The organism is Chitinophaga sancti (assembly GCF_034424315.1).
Lineage (GTDB): Bacteria > Bacteroidota > Bacteroidia > Chitinophagales > Chitinophagaceae > Chitinophaga > Chitinophaga sancti.
Map to the genome: position 1 here is coordinate 7,127,680 of NZ_CP139972.1, position 23,722 is coordinate 7,151,401.

Sequence of the window (23,722 nt, forward strand, 5' to 3'; positions counted from 1 at the left end):
AATACCGGTCTATTCATAATATCGAAGAAAGTACAGTTTGTGTAATCTGCTACTTCCTTTGCTAAAAAGTAGAATCCGTATTGCTTGTGCATTGCTGCTTTTTGATTTTGAATTTCTTCAGTAAATGTTCCTTTACTTCCTTCATCTTTAACTTTATCAACTTCTTTGCCGTTTGTCTGATTGAATTGTTTAGCGATGTCATTAATTGCTTCTTTGACAAAAAAAAACAGCTAAGAACATCTTCCATGTTTAGATTTTCAACTTCTTCTTGTGTAAATGGAGTAATTGAAAATTGCCTTATAATATTTGGCAGGTTGGAAAATATTAATTCTGGTTTATGAGTATAGTTCAAAAAGGAAATGTATTCTTCGAAAGTTATTTGTTCGATTCTTTTAATCTTAAATGGTGGTTTAATCCTTTCTGATGGTAACTTATCCATAAATGAAATCTTAGCTACCATTTGATTTACATAAGACATAGGTAGTTTTTCAATTTCATCAACTGTTAAACCAGTTAAAGAAGATAGTATCCTAATTGCGTTATCTAGTTTAACAAAATCTGCTCCATAAATATCATTAGTATACTCAATTAGGCTAACATCAACGATTTTCAAATAATCTTTTAATTTCAATTCCTTCCAACTTGAAGGTAAATTCTTAATAATTTCTTCTATGTTATTCATTCATGTCTTTATCTTTTAAATATTCAATCATAATAATTATTCATCACTATATTATCACTACATATTCATTCTTACTAATTATAAGGGAGTTCGATAACATTAACACCTATACAACTTCCAATCTGATATTCTCCTACAATGCTTATGGTAGCTATTCGCCATTGCCAGACTTGCTATAGTATCATCGTTATATCCAGAAGCCGCCGAATATCTAATATGGCCAGATGCGGTTGTAGTAAATTCAAATACTGACATTTCTTTTGCTGTTATCTCATTGTAGGTAATTTCGCCTTTCTCAACTGCTAATATTAATTCAAGGATAATCTGTGGTTTACTTGTTCCTGTAAATTTGAAAGGAACTAGATTGTTAATTCCCGCTAATTGCAAATCATCAACAATTGGAGAACCTAAACCAGTGGCATCAATTACATAATGGGCTTTAGGATACCTTAAATTGAGTGATTTAATTCTTTGCTTGGTGATATTCCAATCCATACGAAAACGGTCAAAATAGGCCATCTTCTTTTCGTTATCAAGGCCAATTATACAGGAATGGTCGATGGATTTCCCTAAATCGATTCCGAAACATATTGGCTCATTATTAGATAGGGTTGATACTACATTTTTATTGATAGTTGATTGACCACCGAAAGGTGAACCGCTATTACTTGATGGCTCTGCTAGGAACTCTTGTTTAAAAACTTCAGATGGAAGTGTGTTTTGTGCTTCATCTATTTCTTCTGGACTAATGAATGGATTATCGTAGCTAGTAAAATGGAATGATTCATATCCATCTTCATTCCTTAACCCTTTATGGAACAGTGCAGAAAAGTAATTTTCTCCTCTAGGTGTTGATATAAATATACATTGTCCTCTGAAATCCGTTAGGGTAGGTCTAATCGATTGCTCATAAGCATCTTTTAAGTCTGGTATAAATGCTGCCTCATCAATTATGACTAAGTGATACTTCCTACTTCTAAATGATTGCAAAGCCTCACCTGAATGGAACTTAATAAAGCTTTGATTAATGAACTCAATTTGTAACTCTGCTTTATTCTCTGATTTAATTAATTGAGCAGGTAATGATTCAACGAACTCTTTGAAAAATTTCTTGCACAAATCAAAGTTTGGGGCTACATATCCAACAAATGTTTTAGGTGCTGACAACATTCTCGTTACACTAGCTATCTGTGCTAAATCACTCTTGCCGAAACGTCTACCTGCACATATAACTTTGAACCTACTGTTTGAGGAAAGTATTTTCTGTTGATTAACATGGGGTCGTTTTAATTGAATCCTAATTGGGGTTATTTCTTCTTCATACATTAAAAATTGGGGGTTAACTTATACATTCTATATTATTATAACGCATCACTAAAACCATTCATTTTAGTAACTAATTTGGTAACCAACTAATTATGATAAATTAATAATCATTCACAACTAATTGATAAACAGTATTAAATTAGCTACTCTTTAAAATAGGTTCGATTCCGGGAGAGACATGAACCAGGCTAATTGATTGATCTAACTGTTCAAATTGTGCTTCTTCAATTAGGGTGTCATTTGTTGATTCAATTGATTGTAGATGCTGGATATTACTATCTACATATTCAACTACAAACTTCACCTGTCCGTTTACATTTGCTTCTATATCTGTATGGGTTAAATCCGGCAGAAATTTGTCTGATAATCCTTTCAGTATGGCCCACTTATCCCTTGGCTTCATCTTGTCTAAATCAGCCTGTAATTGTGGTAGGTTATCCAACATTACATCTGCCAGAAAATCACGTATATATTTTGCCGTTTTACTAATTGCTCCTTTGGGTTTGCCTTTGTTTCCGGCTTTGAATAAATGGTCTTTCATTGTTGTTAATTTCGTATGGGGGCGTAAAAAACGATTGGGTTAGCCCTCTTTTTAAATACTTTCAAAAATAAAAAAGCTGTTTCTAATTAATGAAACAGCTAAGTATATTACTATATTAAATAGAGCCTACAGCTAAATACTATTTATTTAACACTATCGAAGAATCGAAATATTCTATAACTTCCCAATAAAGCTTTTGAATACCCTCAAATAACTTTACTTCATCAACCTCTTTATCTTGTAATGAATTGTTTAGGATTTGCATTTGTTCTCTGATTAATTCAAATTTAAATTTTCTGATTTTCTCGTTCCCGCCATTGTCATCTGATGGTACTATCCCCCTTAGTTCTCTAATATACCCATCGGCTATTTTTTTGCATTCAACTCCCAACGAGCTAATAAATTCTCTGTTTTACTCATAATGGATTTTTTTTCGAATATAGCAGATTATTCTTTATTGTATCACTTGATTTAAGCTGATAAGTTACTTTTTATTATTTCTTGCCTTTTTTTCAGGTTTAATCTCTTTTAGTGATATAGTTGTTTCAGTTGAATTTATATTGGCTGTATTGGCTTCTTTTTGTTGTTCCTGTTGATATTTTGGAAACTCTCTGTTCCAAAAACTTTCAATTAATTCAAATACACTAATCACACATGGTCTGCAATTAAATCCAGGAAATATAGCACCAGGCAACACAAAACGGGAATATACATCTGCGCATATTTTTTTCTTTTCTTCATCAAAAGTTGCAGGTATCTCTCTAGTTTGGTAATATTGATAAATAATAGGGAGCAATTGTTGTATCTTTTCAAATCCTTCTTTTCTTTCCATTAATAACTGTTTATATTTTAAATACTGTCAGCCTATACTTTTTAAAACTTGAAGATTTACCTTCTCACATTGGGATTTGAAATAGGACAAATTAAACAATGCTAATACACTTCTCTTATCATCACCACCGTTTACTGTTCGGGAATATTTCTTTTTGTTGATAAGGCTTTTTAAATCAGCAGGTGGAATAAAGTAAAAGTTGGTATCATTGGTGAATTTGTAAGCAATGAAATCTGCTTTACAAACAAATATACCGGATGGAATTATTTTATTGTCTTTTAACTTTTGATATTCTACGGCTGCATTACCGGTTTGACTAGCCATCTTATCGTACTTCACTTCTACGGTGGAAGTAGTGCCGTCCGGATGGGTAACAATTAAATCATAGTCGGGGAAATCTTCTTTATCTCTCGTGTTGATTGTTGTGTAACCAGCTGCTTCAAAGATGGTTGCTAATTGGGATTCAATAGTTCTACCTAATAAAAGGTCTTGGTGAAAATTTGCGCTCATTCATATTTATTATTTTATTTTTAAATATGAATAAACCGCTTCTTTTTATTGGGTTAACATAAAATCGTGGTTCTTAGTCAAATGAAATGTTATAGGGAATTGAAGATTAATATTTCTTCCCTGATTGGTTGCTCTTCCTCATACACACTTACCACATAAGAATGATATTCTTTTTCTTCAAGGTCATCATTATCTTTGCTGGACTTCTCAATTATGACTTCATCAAATTGTTTCATCATATCTTTATAATCCCGCATTGTTAAACCTTCTGAAGTCAAAATTGAGAGTAGGGAAGGTTTTAATAATTCTTCCAGTTCATCATAACTTTCAATTTCGAATTTTTTGATTAAGTTATCCACGTACTCATCGTACTCTTTGTGTTGTTGCATGTGGTGCTCTAATTCTGTTTTCATTTTGTTTAATTGTTATTTATTGTTTTGCTTGTTTGTAAAAAGATTTGTTATAATCATCCATAGAGATAATTTTTGTCTGAAATTTTTGTACCGGCTGTTTTAATCTGGCTAATCGTTCTTTGCTGCCCCATACAGTTCTTAGTTTCTCTGTAGCAGGCACTTCTTCCTTTTTATTATGGACAACAATTTTCAATTCAAACTTTTCCATTGGTGATTTATTTTGTTGCAATTGATTGAAGAAGAAGTTGTTCTTCTTTGATTAATGATATAATGTCAGGTACAAATTCCTCTATTGGGTATTGTCTGTAACCACCGTAAGAAGCTGACATTCTGGTGTGTTTATTTATGATGGCACTGTTATATTCACTACCAAAATGAAACTCCCATTCTTCATTGAAATCATAAATATTGTATTGGTCTATCTTACCCGGATCTAATTGAAATCCTAATTCTTCAATTTTTCTAAATTGATTATAAATATATTTTGATTTAAAAATCATATCGTTATACTCTAGCATACTTACTACTTTAACTTCTTTATTTTCAATTTCTTGTTCAACGGCTTTCTTTTCTTCATATAATTTTAGAAATTCCTTCTTGGTTAGTTTCTTACTTTTGCTCCCTTTTGAATCCTCTTTTCTTGTTAACTTTTTTACGTTGAAATATGTATCAGCAACTTTAAAATAATGATTCACCAATTTTACATTAGCCATTGATTCAAACCAGATAACGTTTTTGTCCTTTCCTTCTTCAATGAATTCAAAAGGTTCATCATATTGTTCAATTTTCGTTCTGACATTCACGCCACCATTATCTTTGAAACAATTGATTAATATTTCTTCGCCTACTTTTAAATCTTCTATTGTTGAGAAATACAACCCATCATGTAAATTCAAAAACTGGATACCTTTATCAATTAGTTGTTTGCTGATTAAATCTAGCATCAACACAGATTCAACCTTTTGTAGTGTAATAGCCCAACTGTTATATTCGTTGCTGGCTTTAATATTGACAATCGTATCAAAAACGCTAGGGAACAATGATTTAAATGCTTGTTGTATTTTATTTAACCTTTTGCTGTTTTTACTGAAGAAGAATCCTTTGTATAGTCTTTGTTTGTAGGCAGTTCTGTCTTTTGTTAACAATGAAGTTTTAACTTCTGCTTCTGCTAGTTTCTCATACAACATACCTGCTTCTGCTAACTGTCTGTAATACACCATGTCATCAGGCAATTCAACCCCGTCATATGTATTTGTGAAATAGTTCTCAACAGCAATTGAAGACAATAACATCTGGCATCCAACTACATCCAAACCAATTAGTTGCTTTCCATTCAACGTAATATATTTCCTGTGTTCCCTTTTAATTGATGTTAGTGGGGAATAGATGCGTGAATCCCCGTCTGGTCTAGTAATTTTAAAATCCTTTCGGATAATTGAATAAAATATATAGTCATTTATATCAACCTTAATATCTCCATCCATCAATTCATCTACACTCACTGAATACTTATTGGTAAAGTATTTATATACTGACTGATGCAACCCAACAGATTCATTAAATACTTTTAATTGATAATCAACAATATCATCATTTGCTTTAGTTGCAGGGGATTTTGATGAAATTGGTTTCTTTGAATAATCAGTTTCAATTAACCTTTTAATGAAAGTTGAATCTGTAGGACATTGATAATTATAGACCTTTACATTATTCCATTCATTAGTAAAACGATATGTTCTACACTTATTTTCTTTGCTGCCTAAACTCAAAAAGATATATGAATTCACCAGTTCTATAATACCTACTTCAATATAATAGTCAACAATAGCCTTAGTTTCTTCACTTGAGAGACTAAGTATATTCTTAATCAAAGTGAAATTGATAGCTACGCCAGTCTTTTCATAACTGTCACTCTTGAAAATTTTGTTTTGAAGTAATAGGTGCGGAATGTATAGATACTTATGTAGTAAGTTAATCCCGTCTTTTGTTGGCTTGTTCCTTTTAGTGTAGGATAGTTTGCCGTTTTCTTTTAATGTTGATTGTATAGTTTCAATCAAACCTTCTGGCAATATGAAGCTGTAATTGTTTTCATGCATTAATTAATTTTTAATAGTTATAGTTGTTCAATTAATTATTATTCATTTCTTGTTAAAAAGACAGCCCGACTAAGAATAATCGGGCATTTTATTTTAACTATTAAAAATGAACTACAATTATTTTGATGATAATTTAAGTAGTAATTATTGTTACTCAAACCACCATGATATTTTAAATAGTGTTGAAATATTTTTTTGTTTTTCCCTCACTCTCTATAATCAAATTTAACGAATTGAAAAACAAAAAGCAAATAACTAATGATTTATTTTAACCAGTACCAGTAAGGGTTTCGTAGGAATTTTGAAATTATTTTTTGGCTATATCAAATTAATATTTCACCTTTTCATTCAACAAAAAGGGCTACATGATTTTACTTTGATTTTTGTGTTCTTGAAATGATAAGCTACAATATAATTTGCTATGGTTGCAAGGGATTTTGATGCAAGCCGATTAAAAAAATAAGATATAAAAGAAAAAATCCGGTTTTCAATAATTACTTATGACATTAAACAAGTAAATCTATTATACATCATTATTCAATTATCTTACTATCATATCTTATATCTATATACTACCATACTTTTACCATATAATCATTACTATATTATTACTACATACTTATCTTACTATATATAAGGGATTTTAGAGACATAGCATATAAAGTCAATACTCATACGGTTACTATAAGGATTATTAAATTGACCTTCATAGTATCATTGCCAAAATTTATCCAATTTGAAAATTGCACTATCAAAATGAAAATATTATAATTATTTGATATTCAAGTAAATGAAGTCTATTTTTGTAAAAAAGTCAACAAATGATTGATGAACGTTTAAGGATTAGAGCGATAGGACAATTTCTTTATTTTTATGAGACAGATTTATATTATATTAATAGATTTCAAAAATTCAAGCAAGAAGCTAGCGAACTATACTTGAATGATTCTGAATTTTCATTTACAGCCTTTTTGGCGGAGTTTAAAATAATTCGAAGCATAGGTAAACAGTATCAAAGAAATGTCTTAAAAAAGGTCAAAACTTGGTGTTTAAGCGAACAATGTGATGATGTTGATGGGTTATCAGATTATTTGTTCAAATCTAAATATGCACACGGTAAACGACCGTTATCGTTTTCATCTAAGGTTTTATTTCTCAACAACCCCTATTATGTACTACCGTTGGATTCAAGAGGTATGAATGCAATTGGAATAAGAAATTGTACCTATAAAGATTACTTGAACGGGGTAAAGGAATTTATTAATTCAAATAAATCTGATTTAGAATATTGCCTTGATGTGATTGAATTAATGGCAAGGAAAGTGGAAAGTAATTTTCCGCATCTAAAAAAAATTGAAATAATACGGGAAAACAGAATGCTCGATAAGTTACTTTGGGTAATTGGAGGTCAATAAACCATTTTTATTAGGTCATAAATTTCACGGGGGCTATTAACAATATAGCTTGGTTTAGCAGCCTTCAAAGTTTGTACATCTGAACATCCCCATGTACAAGCCACTGATGCGACTTTTGCAGCATTAGAAGCAACAATATCAATATCTCTGTCACCAAATGATAGCACTTTATTAGCAGGGAGATTGAGATACTGCAATCCTTTCAATATTGGTTCTGGATGTGGTTTTCGTCGGGTAGTATCATGATAACATACGGTATAATCATGTGGAATATTAAAATGCGACAAAACCCTATTACAATATGTACTAGGGCTTGATGTCACAATGCAAATCTTTATTCCTTTTGCTTTCGCGTCACCTAATATATCAACAATTCCTTCATAGACTGTAAAATTCCCAATTGTTGAATAAACAGCTGACCAGTTTCTTGCACTTCTATATGATTCGGCAAGGGAACTGTCAATTATTGTTTGGTCTAAATCAAATATTAATCCCATAGTCCAGGTTGTGGTGGTTTATTTTTACTTTTCCTCCCTTTTGTTTTCTTTTCTTTAGTTAATTCTAAATCATTATTAGATTCAGTTTCATTTAATTTTATTGTTAAATCAACATCTGCAATTGGTTTGATTTTAGTAGAAATACTGTAACTACCTTCACATTGTATATTTAGTTCGTTAAACCTTGATGATAAGTCCAGCATGAGTTTATCTACTTCAGATTTATCAAATACAGGTCTGGCTTTGCGCTCTCTAATCAATAATTGATTCCCCTGTGTTTTAGGTTCCTTCTTCAAATTTTCGGGATGATTGACAGCTGAAAGTATTCTACCATTATCAAGGGTAAAACCTACAGTATGCATTGTTCCACCTTTTACATCTGTCTCAATTACAATGGTTCCCAAACTCAACCCTGCCTGAATTCGGTCTCTTTCAACAAAAAAATTTGACAACGCACCTTGCCCAACAAAATATTCTGAAACAAGCAATCCTCCATTCTCTAATATCTCTGCTGCTAACGGTTTGTTCTCTTTGGGATAAACCTTGTCCAATCCATGTGCTAATACAGCTGTGGTAATACCTTTAACATTCAATGCTCCCCTATGACCAGCAGCATCACACCCTTTTGCTAAACCACTTACAACATTAAATTTCTGTTCAGCAAATACTTCAGACAATCTAATTCCAAACTTCATTCCCCATTCTGTAGGTTCTCTAGTACCAATTATAGCTACAGTAGGCATTTCATTAAGCAGGTTAATATTTCCTTTGTAGTTCAGAATAATTGGGTAATCATTGGACTTCTTCAATAAAACAGGATAATTATCATCCTTATATGAAAGCATTTTGATACCTTGTTTTTCGGAATCTGTCAATATCCGTTCAGCATCAATTATGGCAGAATTAAAATCATCTTGTGAATAAAAAGGCAACCTATATGATTTACCTTTTTCATTCAAAAAATCTAACAAATCCCTATCATCGGAAATATTATAATTAATCTCGTTTATTAGTTTGTAAGCTGTCTTACGCCCTATTTTAGGCATCGACATAATCTTTATAATTTGTTCTATAGATAAACTAAACATTCAATAACTTATTAAAAATATTTATTGGTACAACATCATTTAGATAATCTTCATATTCCGTCTTTCCTAAGCAAAAAATATAAAATCTTGCTCTAGGCCATTCGACTCTTAAAGCTCTTAACATTTCAGCTGTAGTAATTTTAGCCGTCGTTACATCGTCAATTATAAGAATATTTTTATTATTTAAATCAAACTTTTTATCAGCTACTACATAAGCCATATGCATTTCAGCTTCTCTTTCTGGCCTTGTCTTTAACGTGTGCATTGGTTTAGTGACGCGTGTTTTCATCAATACTTCTGGACAATAGACAGAAGACATTTTTTTAGCCAGCCATCCACCAATTATATCCAATCCCTTGCTATCAGGTTGATGGCGCAATTCTGCACTACCCAAAGCTCTAATAATATAATCAAAATGAATATTAAGTTTTGGAATTTCAATTAGCGCCCATTTTGTCCATGCTTTTATAACATCAACCTCTTTCTCTTTAAATTTAATAATATAATTAGAATAAGTACCTGGTGTATTACGGTATTTTGAAAGGTAAAAAACTAAGTGCCAAGCGCCATAAACGCCCAATCTTGAACAGTCAGTTGTAAAGTCAATCATAATGTGGTGTTTTGGGATAATTGTTAAAATAGTATCAGGGATTTCGAAAAGATGGGCTAAATTTTTATGAATATATAGTTTTTATTCCAAACTAGTGTTGCAACATTTAAAAAATATTTTGGGATGAATTATTGCGGCAGAATTGGTGGGAAAATAGTTTAGGAAAAGAGAGACTAATTAGGTTACTTTGCCTATTATAGAGACGAAAGTTTATTATGCAGATTATAGCATGTCATTATATTGGAGAGGAAATAGGACAAATTAGTTCGATTCCCGCCAGCTCCACAAAAAGCTGTAATGTTTTTCTTACCGCTTGCACTTAATTGAAGGTTCACAATTACTAATTGTGAACCTTTTTCCTTTATTAAGAAAACGGAATTATCCATTATTGACCGGTTATCAATACAGCCGGGGTAACAAAAAGAGGGCGTCTTATAAGACGCCCTCTTTTAAAAATCTTTAATCATTGTCATAAGAAGGTGGCACCCCCTTCGTTCCCCAATTCTTATCTGCCACTCCATCCAAAGTAAATTCAAGCGCCCCACCATTTCTAATATCACCCCACCGAATCCACGTTCCATCCAATGCCACACCATTTAACTTCAAAGCCTTAATATATTTTTTCCCGGCATCTCCGCCCCGTATAACCAGCGTTTTCCCCGTTCCCAAATGAATATGAATAGAAGAAAAAATTGGACTATTAACAGAGAAACCAGCCACCCCCGGAACCATCGGATATAACCCAACTCCAGCAAAAACATACCATGCCCCCATCGCCCCAAGATCATCATTTCCAGGCAGACCATTATCACGGTTACTATACTGTTCATTAAGGATCCGCCATACTGTCTCCTGGGTTTTATAAGGCGCACGAACCCAGTTATATACCCATGGAACCTGAAAATCAGGCTCATTACCAGCAGCAAACCATTCCTGGTTGTAACTGGCATTGAGCTTACTAAAGAACTCATCCAACCGCTGTTCTGCTTTCGCTTTCCCACCTGATAATTCAACCAGTCCATCCAGGTTATAAGGTACCATCCAGAAATAGTTTTTATAACTAGCCTCGCGCCAATCTTCATCATATTTTTTCCAGGATCCATCTTCATTCCTTGATTGCAGCCAGCCGGTAGATGGGTTATACAGGTTTTTCCATGCCTGCGCTCTTTTCAGATAACTACGCCAAAGCGTGCTGTCATTAAATGCTTCCAGTGCAAAACGACCAATGGCAAAGTCTGCAGAAGTATATTCTAGCATCATTGAAGCATGCATATATCCTTTCTTAAGATACTGCTCCAGGTAAGGGCGCGTGAGAATATTCTGTGATTTCGTTCCGGGCACCTCAGCTCCCCTTCGCATGATGGCCAGTGCTTTCTTTGAATCAAAATCCCTGGCACCGAAAGCATAGGCATTGGCAACCAGTATAGCGGTGGGATCGCCCTGCATAATGCCCGTTTCAGTGTCTCCCATGATCCATCGGGCAAATCCTCCGCCTGATTGTTCTGCAAATGCCAGTTGGGAAGCAACCATATCAGACATTTCCTTGGGAGCCAACATACTGATCAGCTGCCCCTGGGTTCTATAGGTATCCCAGTTGCTGAATGAGGTATAATAATCACCCTTTTCCACTTTATGCACCTGGTGGTCTGCACCACTGTATTCACCATTTACATCATTGAAAACGTTCGGATGTCCAAAAGAGTGATATAAATGTGTATAGAATTGGGTAACCTGGTCGGTCTTGCCGCCGGAAACTTCTATTTTCCCCAGGTATTTATTCCAGGCGGCTGTCGCTTCCTGCTTTACCTGGTCAAATGACCATCCCGGGTTTTCAGCAGCAAGATTCTGCCTGGCATTTTCAAGTGAGACATAGGAAATGGCGAATTTATAGCCCACCGGTTTCCCTGAAGAAATATCAAAAGTAAAATAGGCACCAGAATTCTCTCCTGTTGCGGATGTGGAAGAAGCCTGAATAACTTTATCCTTCCATGTGCCGGAAGCTGTCGGACGGGCATCGAATGCTGCCACAAAATATACCTTTAGGGTAGAGGGAGATCCGCAGAAGGAACCGGTATTTGCATACCCCTCACATTTTCCCGGGCCGGTTATTTTGATTTGAGCATCAGTGATGGTGGTTGAATTAATGCCTGATCCGATCACTACCGTCATCTTTTTCTCTGAGGCCAGGCCGCGCATTCTTGCCATCCCCGTTCTTTTCGTAACGGTAAGCTCACAATCAATTTTCGCTTTCACCTTTACCTGGTAATACCCTGCTACCGCACTCTTAACCTGGTATTGGGGATCCAGGTGCAGCATCGAATCGGGCGAAGTCTTAAGTGCTCCTGGCAGCGGAAGCATCGGGAAATTTCCCAAATGTTCACAGCCAGCCCCACTGAGTTGATTTACAACAAACCCCTTTTCTTCCGTGAAAAATGTTGGCGTAAACTGTACCATACCAAAGGGGTACATAGCCCCGGGAAACGTATATCCCGCTTCAAGATACCGCTCTTGGATCCCGTGGCCTTTTCCTTTCGAACCAATAAGGGTGTTTACTTTCTCAGCGTAATTGCCCCCGCTGCTTTTCTGCGCTAGCAGCTGTTTGCACTGAATGCAGAAAAGAAATACGATCATTAGTCGGACCTGCGTACTCTTAATTTTTAAAATCATTATTGTAAAGGTTAAATGATTAAGGCCCTTCACGGCCCGTGGATCGCCGGAAGGTTTGCTGTCTTAATAGTCAAAAATATTATTTAAAAAAACAATGATCTTGAAAATCATTAAAAAAAAAGATCGCCCCAAAGAGGCGATCTGATAATAATGTAAGGTAACAATCAAGTAAAGTATTGGCGCGCTACCATTACGCTATTCCGCATTTTACCGCGAAAGCAGGACTCGAACCTGCAACCTCCCGAACCGCAATCGAAGTAACTCTACTTTACGACACTTACAATAACTTCCAGGGCAATACCCAAAACGAAAATGAAAGGTGGGGCACTCGAATGCCGGAGTCGAACCGGATAGCTGTTACACTATTCCTCCCCTTAAGGATCGAAGTATTTCGTTTTAAACGGCACCTGAATATCTTAAAAATAGAACCGGGTAATGATTCGAAAAGGCACTTACGGTGGCGCTTATCATCCAGGGCCCCTTTCAGGCCAGGACTAAGTACCAGCATCTCCACCTGGAACGAAGAATTCCTTCTCTACGACACCGGGATTATTTATTTTTCCCTGACCATACAAAGATAATATCATTAGTGCGCAGTCTTTTTGCGCAGGTATTATTTCACCCGATAAATACTAAAACACCCATAATCCGTTCTCACCCCCACAGTCTTATCATCCATAAACCTCACCTGCGCCCTCTTCACACAATGCTGCAACGGAAACTCATACAAAAACTCCTTCTTTACAAAATCAAACACATACCCACGCGTTCGCTGCACACAAACCAACAATGAATTCTCCTCATTCAAACAACAATCACCTACATCCTTCGAATACGCCTCAGGTATCATCAAACCTTCCTCACTCACCTCGTCTCCCGTCACCATCTCAAAAAAGCGTATCCCACCATACAATTCATGCACAATAATCTGGCTACTATCCCTCGTCCATAACAACTGCTCCGCTATCTTAAAATCCCCTCTCAGCGTATTCACCACACTATCATCTTCCGTACTGATGACTTGTATTTCCCCCACTTTATGATGTAATGCCAACAACTTTCCATCCGGTGAAAGTTTTGCACAAAAGGGAATAGAACCATTGACAAATTCTACATCCAATGGAAACTTTTTCGAATTAATATAATAAGCAGGATGTGTTGCATACGCCCAGGTATCACCACCTATACTGGCAAAACTGGCTGGCTTATCCAGTCCATGCGTCAATTGAGTAAAAGCCGAAAAATCATACTGATAAATATAATGATCCAGATCCAGCAACATCATATTCCGCTGCGCATCGTAACAAATCTCCCATGCCAGTAAGCCCGGCAAGATCAGCACCTCCGCAATATTTCCATCCGCTGTTATACGTACCAACTCATCTCTTTGCTCATCACCAGGCCGGTAAACATACACCCCATGCGGCGTTGCTGCAAACGATAAACACCCCGTATACCCCTTCCCCAAATAAATATGTAACAGAGGATGCCCCAACGCTGCAGTTGGCGCCTTCATTACAGCGCCTTTTTTCAATAGCTCCCATTCCTTTTTTAAAAACTGCGTAACCGCCTCTTTATGATCTGCAAAAGACTTACTGGCAGTCTTCACTTTCCCCGCAGTATTCGTTTCCGTAATCAGCGTCGTCTCCTCACAGGTTAATGTAATTGACTTCCCGCTGTTGTTATCAAATATCAGGTGTTGCATAAATTATTCATTACTTTAATACATCCTAAACTATAGCTAAAAATGACCCAGGCCCATTGTCTATTCACTATTGTAGCATTCATCACTCCCTGCTATGCCCAGTACATCTCATAAAAAAAAGGTTGCCCCAACCAGAACAACCTTTTCAAACTCTTTAATCCATCGTTCCATACCAGATCATCGCCCGCTTACCATACGCATCCTTATACACCTTCTTCACATCTGCCAGCTGCTTCGCTGCTGCCACCCCACTCGCATCTGTGATCCCTGCCACCACGATATAAAACCCTTTTGCAAAGCCCTTATATCCATCAGAATACTCTACAGAAATATAATCATCATTCTCCGCATTGCCATCTCCTCTCGCCGGGTAATACGGGAAATATTTTTCATCGCTTTCTCCTGTTTTACAAAGACCCTCCGGCCAGGTTAGTCCGATCTTTTTATCCGGAACCAAATCACGCAGATCCAGTTTCTTCCCCAGCTTCTTTGACGCATCCTTTGCTGCCGTCAATGCCTCATCATAACTCTTTGTACTTCTAACGATAATGATTTGCTTGGGGATCTCAGTATTCCATTTTTTCTGCGCAAAACCATTTAGCGAACAAATGAAAATTAATAAAATCGAAAGAGTTGTTTTCATTACTCAATATGGGTTTAAAAATGTAGCGTGAATATATATAATAATATAAGGGGAACAAAATCTCCCGACCCGCTGACAACCATCATGTTTCCCTCCAAATAATCTCCCTATCTTCCCGCCTTACTAGAATTTCCGCGTCAAATCATGAGTTACAGAGTTCTCAACATTTTCCTGCTTTTCCTCTCCCTCACAGCCCGGTCTCAAAACCCTGTGGCCAACCCGGCCTCACAAGTGACCACCGGCAATGCCCGCTTTACCATTCTCACGCCCAGCCTCATCCGCATGGAATGGAATGACAAAGCCGCCTTTGAGGACAGAGCCTCCCTCGTTTTTATCAACAGAAACCTCCCTGTCACCCCCTTCCAAAAAAAGGAATCAGGCGAATTTCTCGAAATAAAAACCAGCAATCTTACCCTGCGCTACAAAAAGAACGCAGGCAAGTTTTCTAAAGACAACCTGAAGATCACCCTCACCCTCAACGGTCGAAAAGTTGACTGGGTACCCGGCCTCAAAGATTCCCTGAATCTTAAAGGCACCACCCGTACGCTCGATAACACCGATGGTGATGCAAAACTCGAAGATGGTATCCTCTCAAAAAGCGGTTGGACCCTCATCGACGATTCCAAACAGTTCCTCTTCGACGGAGACAAAGACTGGGATTGGGCTACCACCCGCGCTGAAGGTGATAAACAGGACTGGTACTTCTTCGGCTACGGTCACGAGTATAAGAAAGCCTTATACGACTACACCCGCGTAGCAGGTAAAATTCCTATGCCGCCGAAATATGCATTCGGCTACTGGTGGTCACGTTACTGGACATACTCTGACAATGAACTCAGAAGCCTCCTCAACGATTTCACCACTTACAACATCCCTATCGATGTACTGATCATCGACATGGACTGGCACTATACCTGGGGCCTGAACATGGAATGGAAAAGAGATATGATGGGCGAACCAAAAGGATGGACTGGCTATACCTGGAATAAAAACCTCTTCCCTGAACCAGAAGAATTCCTCACCTGGGCGCATAAACGTGGTGTAAAAACCGCACTCAACCTGCACCCAGCCTCAGGTATCGCTCCGATGGAAGATCAATATAATTCCTTCGCCAAAGCCTACGGCTTCGATACCACCGGTCAGAAAAATATCCCTTTCAAAATTGAAGATAAAAAATGGACAAAGATCTATTTCGATAGTGTCCTGCATCCAATAGAAAAACAAGGCATCGATTTCTGGTGGCTCGACTGGCAACAATGGCTGGAAAACCGCAACCTGAAAGGCCTGAGCAATACATGGTGGCTGAACTACGCATTCTTCACCGACAAACAACGCGAAGGCGGTCGCCCACTTTTATTCCACCGCTGGGGTGGCTTGGGCAATCACCGCTATCAGATCGGTTTTTCCGGTGATAGCCGCAGTACCTGGGCTGGATTAGCTTACCAACCTTACTTCACCGCAACCGCAAGTAACGTTGGTTATGGCTACTGGAGCCACGATATTGGTGGTCACGTAGCTGATAATCCTGATCCTGAATTATACCTCCGCTGGATTCAGTTCGGTACTTTCAGCCCGATCTTCAGAACCCACTGTTCAAAGAGTGCATTCAATGAACGCAGGATCTGGAAATTCCCTGAACATTACAAAATGATGCTGAATGCTTACCAGCTCCGCTATACATTGAATCCTTATATCTATACCGCTTCCCACGAAGCCTACGATTCAGGTGTATCCATCTGCCGTCCTATGTACTATGATTATTCTGAAGCTGCGGAAGCTTATACCGCAAAGGAACAGTACATGTTTGGTAATGATATGATCGTAGCACCGGTTACAGCAAAAGCAGACAGCCTTACACATCTTTCTACCAAGAAAGTTTGGTTACCTGCCGGTCAATGGTTCGATTATTTCTCCGGTTCCCTCGTAACAGGTAACAGGTTCGTAGAAAACACATATACCTTAGACCAGGTGCCTGTATTCATTAAGGGCGGCAGCATCATTCCTATGTATGGAAATATCAAAAACCTGCAAAAGCAATCCGATACACTGGTGTTGACAGTGATCCCCGGTGGTAGCGGTGCTACAAGGTTGTATGAAGATGATGGCAACTCTGAAGAATATAAAGACAAAGGTTACGGTATCACACCTGTGAAAAATGTAGTGGCTGCTGATGGTGAAATGGTGCTGACCATCTCTCCACGTGAAGGAGCTTACAAAGGCATGGCATCAGCCAGAAGTTACGAGATCAGGTATCCTTCCATTTATCCACCTGCTGCTATTACCGTGAACGGTAAACCAGCTACCTGGAAATATGAAGCCAATGGATTGATGGCCGTAGTAAGCATTCCTGCTACCTCCTGTGCAGAACAGCTGGAAGTGAAAGTTACACCAAATGTAGCTGGCAAAGGAAAGGAAAACCTGCTCTACCAGGCAGCTGTCATCCTGAAACGCTTACCACAGTCAACAGAAGAAATGAAGTATGAAACTGCCAGGATTGACTGGGTAGCGAATACATCAGATTGTATCCTGTCACTGTCCAATATTTCTTCACAGATTCAATATCATCCTGAACAAACAGTATCACTGATTGAGAAATTGAATAGAGAAATATTACCATGCATACAAACAATGAAGAGTTATCCTGGTGTGAATGCAAATACACTCAGAAAAATAACAGAACCATTGGAGCCTAAAAAATAGTTTTTTTAAATAGACGAGCAATAAAGGAGAAGGGTTCATGATGTCTATCATGAACCCTTTTAAATTGTTTCAATACAACCTGTTTACAATTATTTCGCTGTCAGCGCCGTGCCCTCAAACACAATCCCATCCCAACCATGCTGCATAAACTGCCTGATATTCTGATGATCCGTCGCATCCGGATGACCTAACACCGCCTGGTAATGCTCCGCAAATAATAACAAGGTCTCCTCCTTACTCCACCCATTCAATTTCGCAAAACCAAACACCTTCGCACTACCCTGGTTCTGTGTCGCCTCGTTATACACCGCTCCATTCTTAAATGCCGTAGGCTGATGTGTATAACCCGCTTCAATAAATTCAATCACCTCTTTAAAGGAAAGTGAATTTTCTTTTAATTTATTCAAAATTGCTTCTCTCATACCTTCAAAAATATAAATTTTTGATTGCTTTCGCCTATGGCACTAGCGATACTTTTACTATATTTATCGCCATGCCAATATTAATATCTTGAAATTATGAAAAACGGTCTCAACGGGGTAGCTCTCATCGCAACTATGCTTTGCTGCTCTTTACAACCACACAACCTGTATGCCCAATCCAATGAATGGCTGGACCCCAGGGTCAACGCGGTCAACCGCCTGCCGATGCATACAAACTTTTTCCCCTACGAAAATGAAAGTCTCGCCAGGCAAGGCATAAAAGAGCACTCTTCGAATTTCCTTACCCTGAACGGCTATTGGAAATTCAACTGGGTACCAGATGCCGATGCCCGTCCGACAGACTTCTTCAAACAGGGCTTTAATGATAAAGGATGGAAGGAAATACCTGTACCTGGTATATGGGAACTGAATGGATATGGTGATCCCATGTACACCAATATCGAGTACCCATGGCATTTCCAGGCACCCCTGAACCCACCTGTCGTGCCTTCAGAAAAGAATCATGTAGGTTCTTACCGCAAAGAAATCACGGTGCCTGCATCATGGTCCGGCAGGCAAATCATCGCTCATTTCGGCTCTGTGACCTCCAATATGTACCTGTGGGTAAATGGCCAATATGTAGGCTACAGTGAGGATAGCAAGCTGGAAACTGAATTCGACCTCACTAAATACCTGAAACCGGGTCAGCCCAACCTGATCGCCTTCCAGGTATTTCGCTGGTGTGATGGTAGCTACCTGGAAGACCAGGATTTCTGGCGCCTTTCAGGCGTAGGAAGGGATTGTTATCTCTTTGCCAGGAATGCCGTACATGTGGAAGACCTGAGAATAACACCCGAACTGGACGACCAGTACAAAGATGCTAACCTGCTCGTGAACCTGCAGCTGAAAGGAGATGCCGTAGTAGATGTGCAGCTCTTTGATAAAATGGGCAAGCTGGTAACCAGTGCCCAGGGCAAAGGTACAGCCGCACAAAAACTTTCCCTGAAAGTGAATGCTCCTGAAAAGTGGTCCTCCGAAAATCCCTACCTGTACCAGGTAATCGTAACTGTAAAAGATAAAGATAAAGTAGCAGAAGTGATCCGCCAACAGGTGGGTTTCCGCAAAGTGGAAATCAAAAACGCACAGTTACTGGTCAATGGTCAGCCATTGTTGATAAAAGGAGTGAACCGTCATGAAATGGATCCTGACTTTGGCTACGTAGTTTCCAGGGAACGTATGCTGGAAGATATCCGCCTGATGAAGGAACTGAACGTGAATGCAGTACGTACCTGTCATTATCCGGATGATAACCTGTGGTATGAACTCTGCGATCAGTATGGTATCTACATGGTAGCCGAAGCAAATGTGGAATCTCATGGTATGGGATATGGAGATAGAACCCTGGCAAAAGATCCCGCTTATGCCAAAGCGCACCTGGAGCGTAATGAACGCAATGTGCAACGTAACTACAACCATCCTGCGGTAATCATCTGGTCATTGGGTAATGAGGCCGGTTTCGGACCTAACTTTGAAGCCTGCTACAATTGGATCAAAGCAGAAGATAAATCCCGTCCTGTACAGTTTGAACAGGCTGGTACCAATAACTATACTGACATTTACTGCCCTATGTACTTATCTCCGGAAGACTGTGAAAAGTATGCACTGGGCAATGTGAATAAGCCACTCATTCAATGTGAATACGCACATGCAATGGGTAACTCCGATGGGAATTTTAAAGAGTACTGGGAACTGGTGCGTAAATATCCAAAATACCAGGGCGGTTTTATCTGGGATTGGGTAGATCAGTCACTGCACAAGAAAGATGCACAGGGCCGTATTCACTATGCTTATGGCGGATCCTATAATAAGTATGATCCTTCAGATAATAACTTCCTGGATAATGGCCTTATTTCTCCGGATAGAAGACCTAATCCTCATGCTTATGAAGTAGGTCATTTCTACCAGAATATCTGGGCTACAGCAGGAGATCTTACAAAAGGAGAGATCAGCATTTACAATGAAAATTTCTTCCGCAACCTGGATATCTATTATGCAGAGTGGGAATTAACAGCCGATGGTGAGAAATTACAATCCGGATTTATTTTCGATTTAGATATAGCTCCTCATCAGAAAAAATCATACAAGCTGGATTATGAAATCCCTGCAGGTAAAGAAGTGTTGCTCAATATCAGCTTTAAATTGAAAAAGACAGAAACCCTCTTGCCAGCGGGATTTACTGTAGCTAAAAACCAGTTAGGTATCACTGATTATCATTTTAGCAACAATTTGGCTGTGAATGATCGCGCAGATTCTTTACATGTGCAGAATAATGATGAGAATTACCTGATTGTTAAGAACAATAAAATAGATATCCAGTTTAATAAACACAATGGGTTCCTGAATCAATATATCATAGCAGGTCAGTCAATGATGAAAGAAGGTACATCTCTTACGCCTAATTTCTGGCGGGCTCCTACCGACAATGATTTTGGTGCAGGCTTGCAGCATAGATACCGTGTATGGAAAAACCCTGAATTAAAGCTGACATCATTCAATAGCCAGAACAAGAACGGCATCATCGTGGTGCAGGCTGCTTATGATATACCCGCTGTATCAGGGAAACTGGCCCTGACTTACGAAATCACCAACGAAGGTGCCATCAGGGTAACACAAGACCTGACAGCAGATAAAAGTGCCAAAGTATCCGATATGTTCAGATTCGGTATGCAATTACAAATGCCGAAAGAAACCGATCGGATCAAATATTACGGCCGCGGTCCAGGAGAAAATTACAGCGATAGAAACAGCGATGCACAATTAGGCGTATATGCACAAACGGTAGATCAGCAGTTCTATCCTTATATTCGTCCGCAGGAAAACGGTACTAAAACAGATGTACGCTGGTGGAATCAAATGACAGTAGGAGGGAATGGTCTTCGCTTTACAGGTGATACCGCATTCTCAATTTCCGCGCTGCATTACACCATAGAAACACTGGATGATGGTATTCAGAAAGATCAGCGTCATAGCGAATTGTTAGAACCGGAACCCCTGACGAATGTTTGTATTGATAAAGCGCAGATGGGATTAGGTGGTATCGATAGCTGGGGTAGACTGCCGCTCGAAAAGTACCGGGTACATTACCAGGATCATCACTTTACATTTACCATGACGCCAATTAGAAACGGCTTTTAAAATTTAAAAATGAGGGTGGATCAAAAGTAAGAATTGCCTGCACAACAGTTTCCGCTGTCAGAGAATCTTACTTTTGATCCATCCTTTTTTACCTTGCATACTTAGCCTGTTGCAAAGCCATTGTATCCCCCATCAAAGCGGACGCTTCCTCATACTTCTTTCTGCCCGTCCTATAGGCCCTCTTTTTTTTACAATATTTATTTCCTATTTTTCAATAAGCACAACACTCAACCTAAATCGCTTATGAACACTAAACCGGCCGTACTGGCACTCCTTTGTTTGACTGCCACGCACATCGCTTACGCCCAAAAGAAACCCGTCGCCGTCACCGACATGCTCAAAATAAAAAGGGCCTCAGAGGTACAACTCAGCCCGGACGGAAAACATGCCGTCTACACTGTCACCAGCATCATCCCGGATACAGCAAAGAAAAAAGACTACAGCTACCTGCGACAGTTATACCTCACAGACCTCTCCGGCAAAGCCCAGTTACTGGACACAGGAGCAACATCTTCACCTGCTTATAACCCCTCCGGCAATACCATCGCTTTTATAAGACCCGTCAAAGGAAAATCACAGATCTTCCTGTACTACACCGCTACCGGCACGGTCCGCCAGCTGACCGACTTCTCCTACGGCTGTAGTAAGCCGGTCTGGAGCCCTGACGGCAGGCAGCTGGTGTTCAGCGCCGATATCTCCTTACAGGACCTTGTCAATGACAAAAACCTGAACCCGGGTAGAAAAGTGCCTTCCTGGAACGATGGCGCACCTGGCTTTGCCCATAATGAAGACCTGCTCACAGATACCACATCCCCTGATCCGGATGGAGATCTGCGGGCCATCAGGGCTTATCTCGCCGGTAATGCAAAAGACAATAAGGCCAAGGTGATCACCCATTCCAAATTCCAGGCAGAGACTTTTGTCAATCCTGAAGTCAGCCTCTCTCATATCTTTATTACAGACACAGCTGCAGGTGCCAGCCCAAGAGAGCTCACGCATGGCTTCTTTTCTTACCACAACCCTGTCTTTGCCGGCAATGACAAGATCCTCATCGCCGCTTATATGAATGCCGATAAGCATCCGGATGATAACAGGAACATAGAGATCTTTTCTGTCGGTACAGATGGAAATAACCTCACCCGCTTATTACATGCACCCGATTCTTCCTACTTTTTAGAAGCAGTATCCCCCTCCGGCAAATGGCTGGTATCCCAGCGTGGCAGTGAAAAACAGCTCGATGTAGCAGCGATGTATATCTGTCCGCTGGCCACCCTGGCAAACCCCGTTTTAGTGCCGGTGGATCGCATAAAAGGAGAGACGAAATTCTCTGCAGATGAAAAGACGATCTATTTCACTGCCGTCAATAATGGCGGTACCAGCTTGTATAAGGCAGATGTGAAAACAGGGAAGGCAGAGAGACTCACCTCCGAAGATGAAGGAATCAGTGAATTTGATCTCAGTGGCAATCAGCTAATATTCCCGAAGACATGGATCCAGGATCCATCGGAAATCTTTATTTCAGACCTGAACGTGAAAGCGCCTAAAATGATCACCCACTTAAACACAGACTGGTTAAGCGAACGTGAACTATCCATTCCACAAAAATTCACCTTCACAAATAGTTTAGGGCTGACAATAGAATACTGGGTCATGAAGCCACTTAATTTTGATCCGGGTAAAAAATATCCTGTACTCCTGGATATGCATGGTGGACCTTCTGCCATGTGGGGCCCCGGAGAACCGAGTATGTGGCATGAGTTCCAGTTCTTTTGTGGAAAAGGCTTTGGGGTCGTCTATTGCAATCCCAGGGGTTCCGGTGGTTACGGCAAACAATTTCTCCGGGCCAATTATCGTGATTGGGGGGTAGGCCCGTCCAGCGATGTACTGACAGCTTTAACAAAGGCCGAAGCACAGGGATGGATAGATACGACAAAGCGTTTTTTGAGCGGAGGATCTTACGCGGGATACTTAACTGCATGGATCGTAGGGCATGATCATCGCTTCAGGGCTGCCAGTTGCCAGCGTGGTGTGTATGACTTTAAAACCTTTTTCGGAGAAGGAAATGCGGGTAAGATGTTAGATAATTATTTTGGAGGATTCCCTTTTGTGGATAGTGTAAAAGGTGTGTTAGAAGAACAATCGCCTATTAATTATGTAAAGGATATTACCACCCCTTTGTTGATCTTCCATGGTGAAAGTGATTTAAGAACAGGTGTATCACAGAGTGAGATGCTGTTTAAAAGCCTGAATACATTGGGCCGGCAGGTAGAGTATGTAAGGCATCCGGGCGCCAGCCATGAACTGGTGAGGAGTGGTGATAACAGGCAACGGATAGACCAGATGTTAAGGACCTATGAATTCTTTAGCAGGTTTTTATAAT

Annotated in this window: 19 protein-coding genes; 4 read left to right on the forward strand and 15 right to left on the reverse strand. The window is 39.0% G+C overall.

Translation table 11 applies throughout. From position 1 onward, the window contains the following. Positions 1-61: 61 nt before the first annotated feature. The 8 genes from U0033_RS28200 to U0033_RS28235 form a co-directional block, all read right to left on the reverse strand. The gene (locus U0033_RS28200) at positions 62-682 is read right to left on the reverse strand and encodes a hypothetical protein (RefSeq protein WP_326980853.1); all 621 of its coding nucleotides are present in this window, start codon (positions 680-682) and stop codon (positions 62-64) included. A 99-nt stretch (positions 683-781) separates the two neighbouring features. Beyond that, positions 782-2,008, reverse strand: a complete 1,227-nt coding sequence (locus U0033_RS28205; protein ID WP_072366742.1) for a terminase large subunit domain-containing protein — start codon at positions 2,006-2,008, stop codon at positions 782-784. A gap of 139 nt (positions 2,009-2,147) precedes the next feature. After that, the gene (locus U0033_RS28210; RefSeq protein ID WP_072366740.1) at positions 2,148-2,549 is read right to left on the reverse strand and encodes a hypothetical protein; all 402 of its coding nucleotides are present in this window, start codon (positions 2,547-2,549) and stop codon (positions 2,148-2,150) included. A gap of 484 nt (positions 2,550-3,033) precedes the next feature. Beyond that, the gene (locus U0033_RS28215) at positions 3,034-3,381 is read right to left on the reverse strand and encodes a hypothetical protein (protein WP_072366737.1); all 348 of its coding nucleotides are present in this window, start codon (positions 3,379-3,381) and stop codon (positions 3,034-3,036) included. 27 nt (positions 3,382-3,408) lie between these two features. Beyond that, on the reverse strand, positions 3,409-3,891 hold the full coding sequence (locus tag U0033_RS28220; RefSeq protein WP_072366735.1) for a hypothetical protein: 483 nt from the start codon (positions 3,889-3,891) through the stop codon (positions 3,409-3,411). Between the two features lie 89 nt (positions 3,892-3,980). Next, on the reverse strand, positions 3,981-4,304 hold the full coding sequence (locus tag U0033_RS28225) for a hypothetical protein (RefSeq protein ID WP_072366733.1): 324 nt from the start codon (positions 4,302-4,304) through the stop codon (positions 3,981-3,983). Positions 4,305-4,320: 16 nt separating this feature from the next. Then, positions 4,321-4,512 carry a hypothetical protein gene (locus U0033_RS28230; RefSeq protein ID WP_072366731.1) on the reverse strand — a complete coding sequence of 64 codons (192 nt, stop codon included), beginning with the start codon at positions 4,510-4,512 and terminating at the stop codon, positions 4,321-4,323. Positions 4,513-4,519: 7 nt separating this feature from the next. Then, the gene (locus U0033_RS28235; RefSeq protein ID WP_322518607.1) at positions 4,520-6,400 is read right to left on the reverse strand and encodes a hypothetical protein; all 1,881 of its coding nucleotides are present in this window, start codon (positions 6,398-6,400) and stop codon (positions 4,520-4,522) included. Positions 6,401-7,221: 821 nt separating this feature from the next. On the opposite strand from U0033_RS28235, the gene U0033_RS28240 reads away from it, so the two are divergent. Next, positions 7,222-7,815, forward strand: a complete 594-nt coding sequence (locus U0033_RS28240; RefSeq protein ID WP_072364613.1) for a hypothetical protein — start codon at positions 7,222-7,224, stop codon at positions 7,813-7,815. Here the strand turns inward: U0033_RS28240 and U0033_RS28245 are convergent. The 6 genes from U0033_RS28245 to U0033_RS28270 form a co-directional block, all read right to left on the reverse strand. Continuing rightward, complete coding sequence (locus U0033_RS28245; RefSeq protein WP_072364611.1) at positions 7,809-8,312, reverse strand: HAD family hydrolase; 504 nt, start codon at positions 8,310-8,312, stop codon at positions 7,809-7,811. The genes U0033_RS28240 and U0033_RS28245 overlap by 7 nt on opposite strands. Beyond that, positions 8,303-9,400, reverse strand: coding sequence for a DNA-processing protein DprA (locus U0033_RS28250; RefSeq protein ID WP_072364609.1), 1,098 nt, complete (start codon positions 9,398-9,400; stop codon positions 8,303-8,305). Before U0033_RS28250 ends, U0033_RS28245 begins: the two co-directional genes overlap by 10 nt. Continuing rightward, a complete protein-coding gene (locus U0033_RS28255) occupies positions 9,393-10,010 on the reverse strand; it encodes a hypothetical protein (RefSeq protein ID WP_072364607.1) in 618 nt (205 codons plus the stop codon). Before U0033_RS28255 ends, U0033_RS28250 begins: the two co-directional genes overlap by 8 nt. A 459-nt stretch (positions 10,011-10,469) precedes the next feature. Next, complete coding sequence (locus U0033_RS28260; protein ID WP_083571794.1) at positions 10,470-12,677, reverse strand: GH92 family glycosyl hydrolase; 2,208 nt, start codon at positions 12,675-12,677, stop codon at positions 10,470-10,472. A gap of 613 nt (positions 12,678-13,290) precedes the next feature. Next, positions 13,291-14,382 carry a hypothetical protein gene (locus tag U0033_RS28265; protein ID WP_072364604.1) on the reverse strand — a complete coding sequence of 364 codons (1,092 nt, stop codon included), beginning with the start codon at positions 14,380-14,382 and terminating at the stop codon, positions 13,291-13,293. A gap of 154 nt (positions 14,383-14,536) precedes the next feature. After that, the gene (locus tag U0033_RS28270) at positions 14,537-15,025 is read right to left on the reverse strand and encodes a hypothetical protein (RefSeq protein ID WP_072364602.1); all 489 of its coding nucleotides are present in this window, start codon (positions 15,023-15,025) and stop codon (positions 14,537-14,539) included. 144 nt (positions 15,026-15,169) lie between these two features. Here U0033_RS28270 and U0033_RS28275 point away from each other — a divergent pair, with 144 nt between their 5' ends. Beyond that, complete coding sequence (locus U0033_RS28275) at positions 15,170-17,725, forward strand: glycoside hydrolase family 31 protein (protein ID WP_072364600.1); 2,556 nt, start codon at positions 15,170-15,172, stop codon at positions 17,723-17,725. 89 nt (positions 17,726-17,814) lie between these two features. Here the strand turns inward: U0033_RS28275 and U0033_RS28280 are convergent, their stop codons facing one another. Continuing rightward, complete coding sequence (locus U0033_RS28280) at positions 17,815-18,147, reverse strand: HopJ type III effector protein (RefSeq protein WP_072364598.1); 333 nt, start codon at positions 18,145-18,147, stop codon at positions 17,815-17,817. 96 nt (positions 18,148-18,243) lie between these two features. On the opposite strand from U0033_RS28280, the gene U0033_RS28285 reads away from it, so the two are divergent. Both U0033_RS28285 and U0033_RS28290 read left to right on the forward strand, forming a co-directional pair. Continuing rightward, the gene (locus U0033_RS28285; protein ID WP_083571793.1) at positions 18,244-21,342 is read left to right on the forward strand and encodes a glycoside hydrolase family 2 TIM barrel-domain containing protein; all 3,099 of its coding nucleotides are present in this window, start codon (positions 18,244-18,246) and stop codon (positions 21,340-21,342) included. A 243-nt stretch (positions 21,343-21,585) separates the two neighbouring features. Next, positions 21,586-23,721: a S9 family peptidase gene (locus U0033_RS28290; protein ID WP_072364596.1), complete on the forward strand. Its 2,136-nt coding sequence runs from the start codon at positions 21,586-21,588 to the stop codon at positions 23,719-23,721. Position 23,722 lies beyond the last annotated feature (1 nt).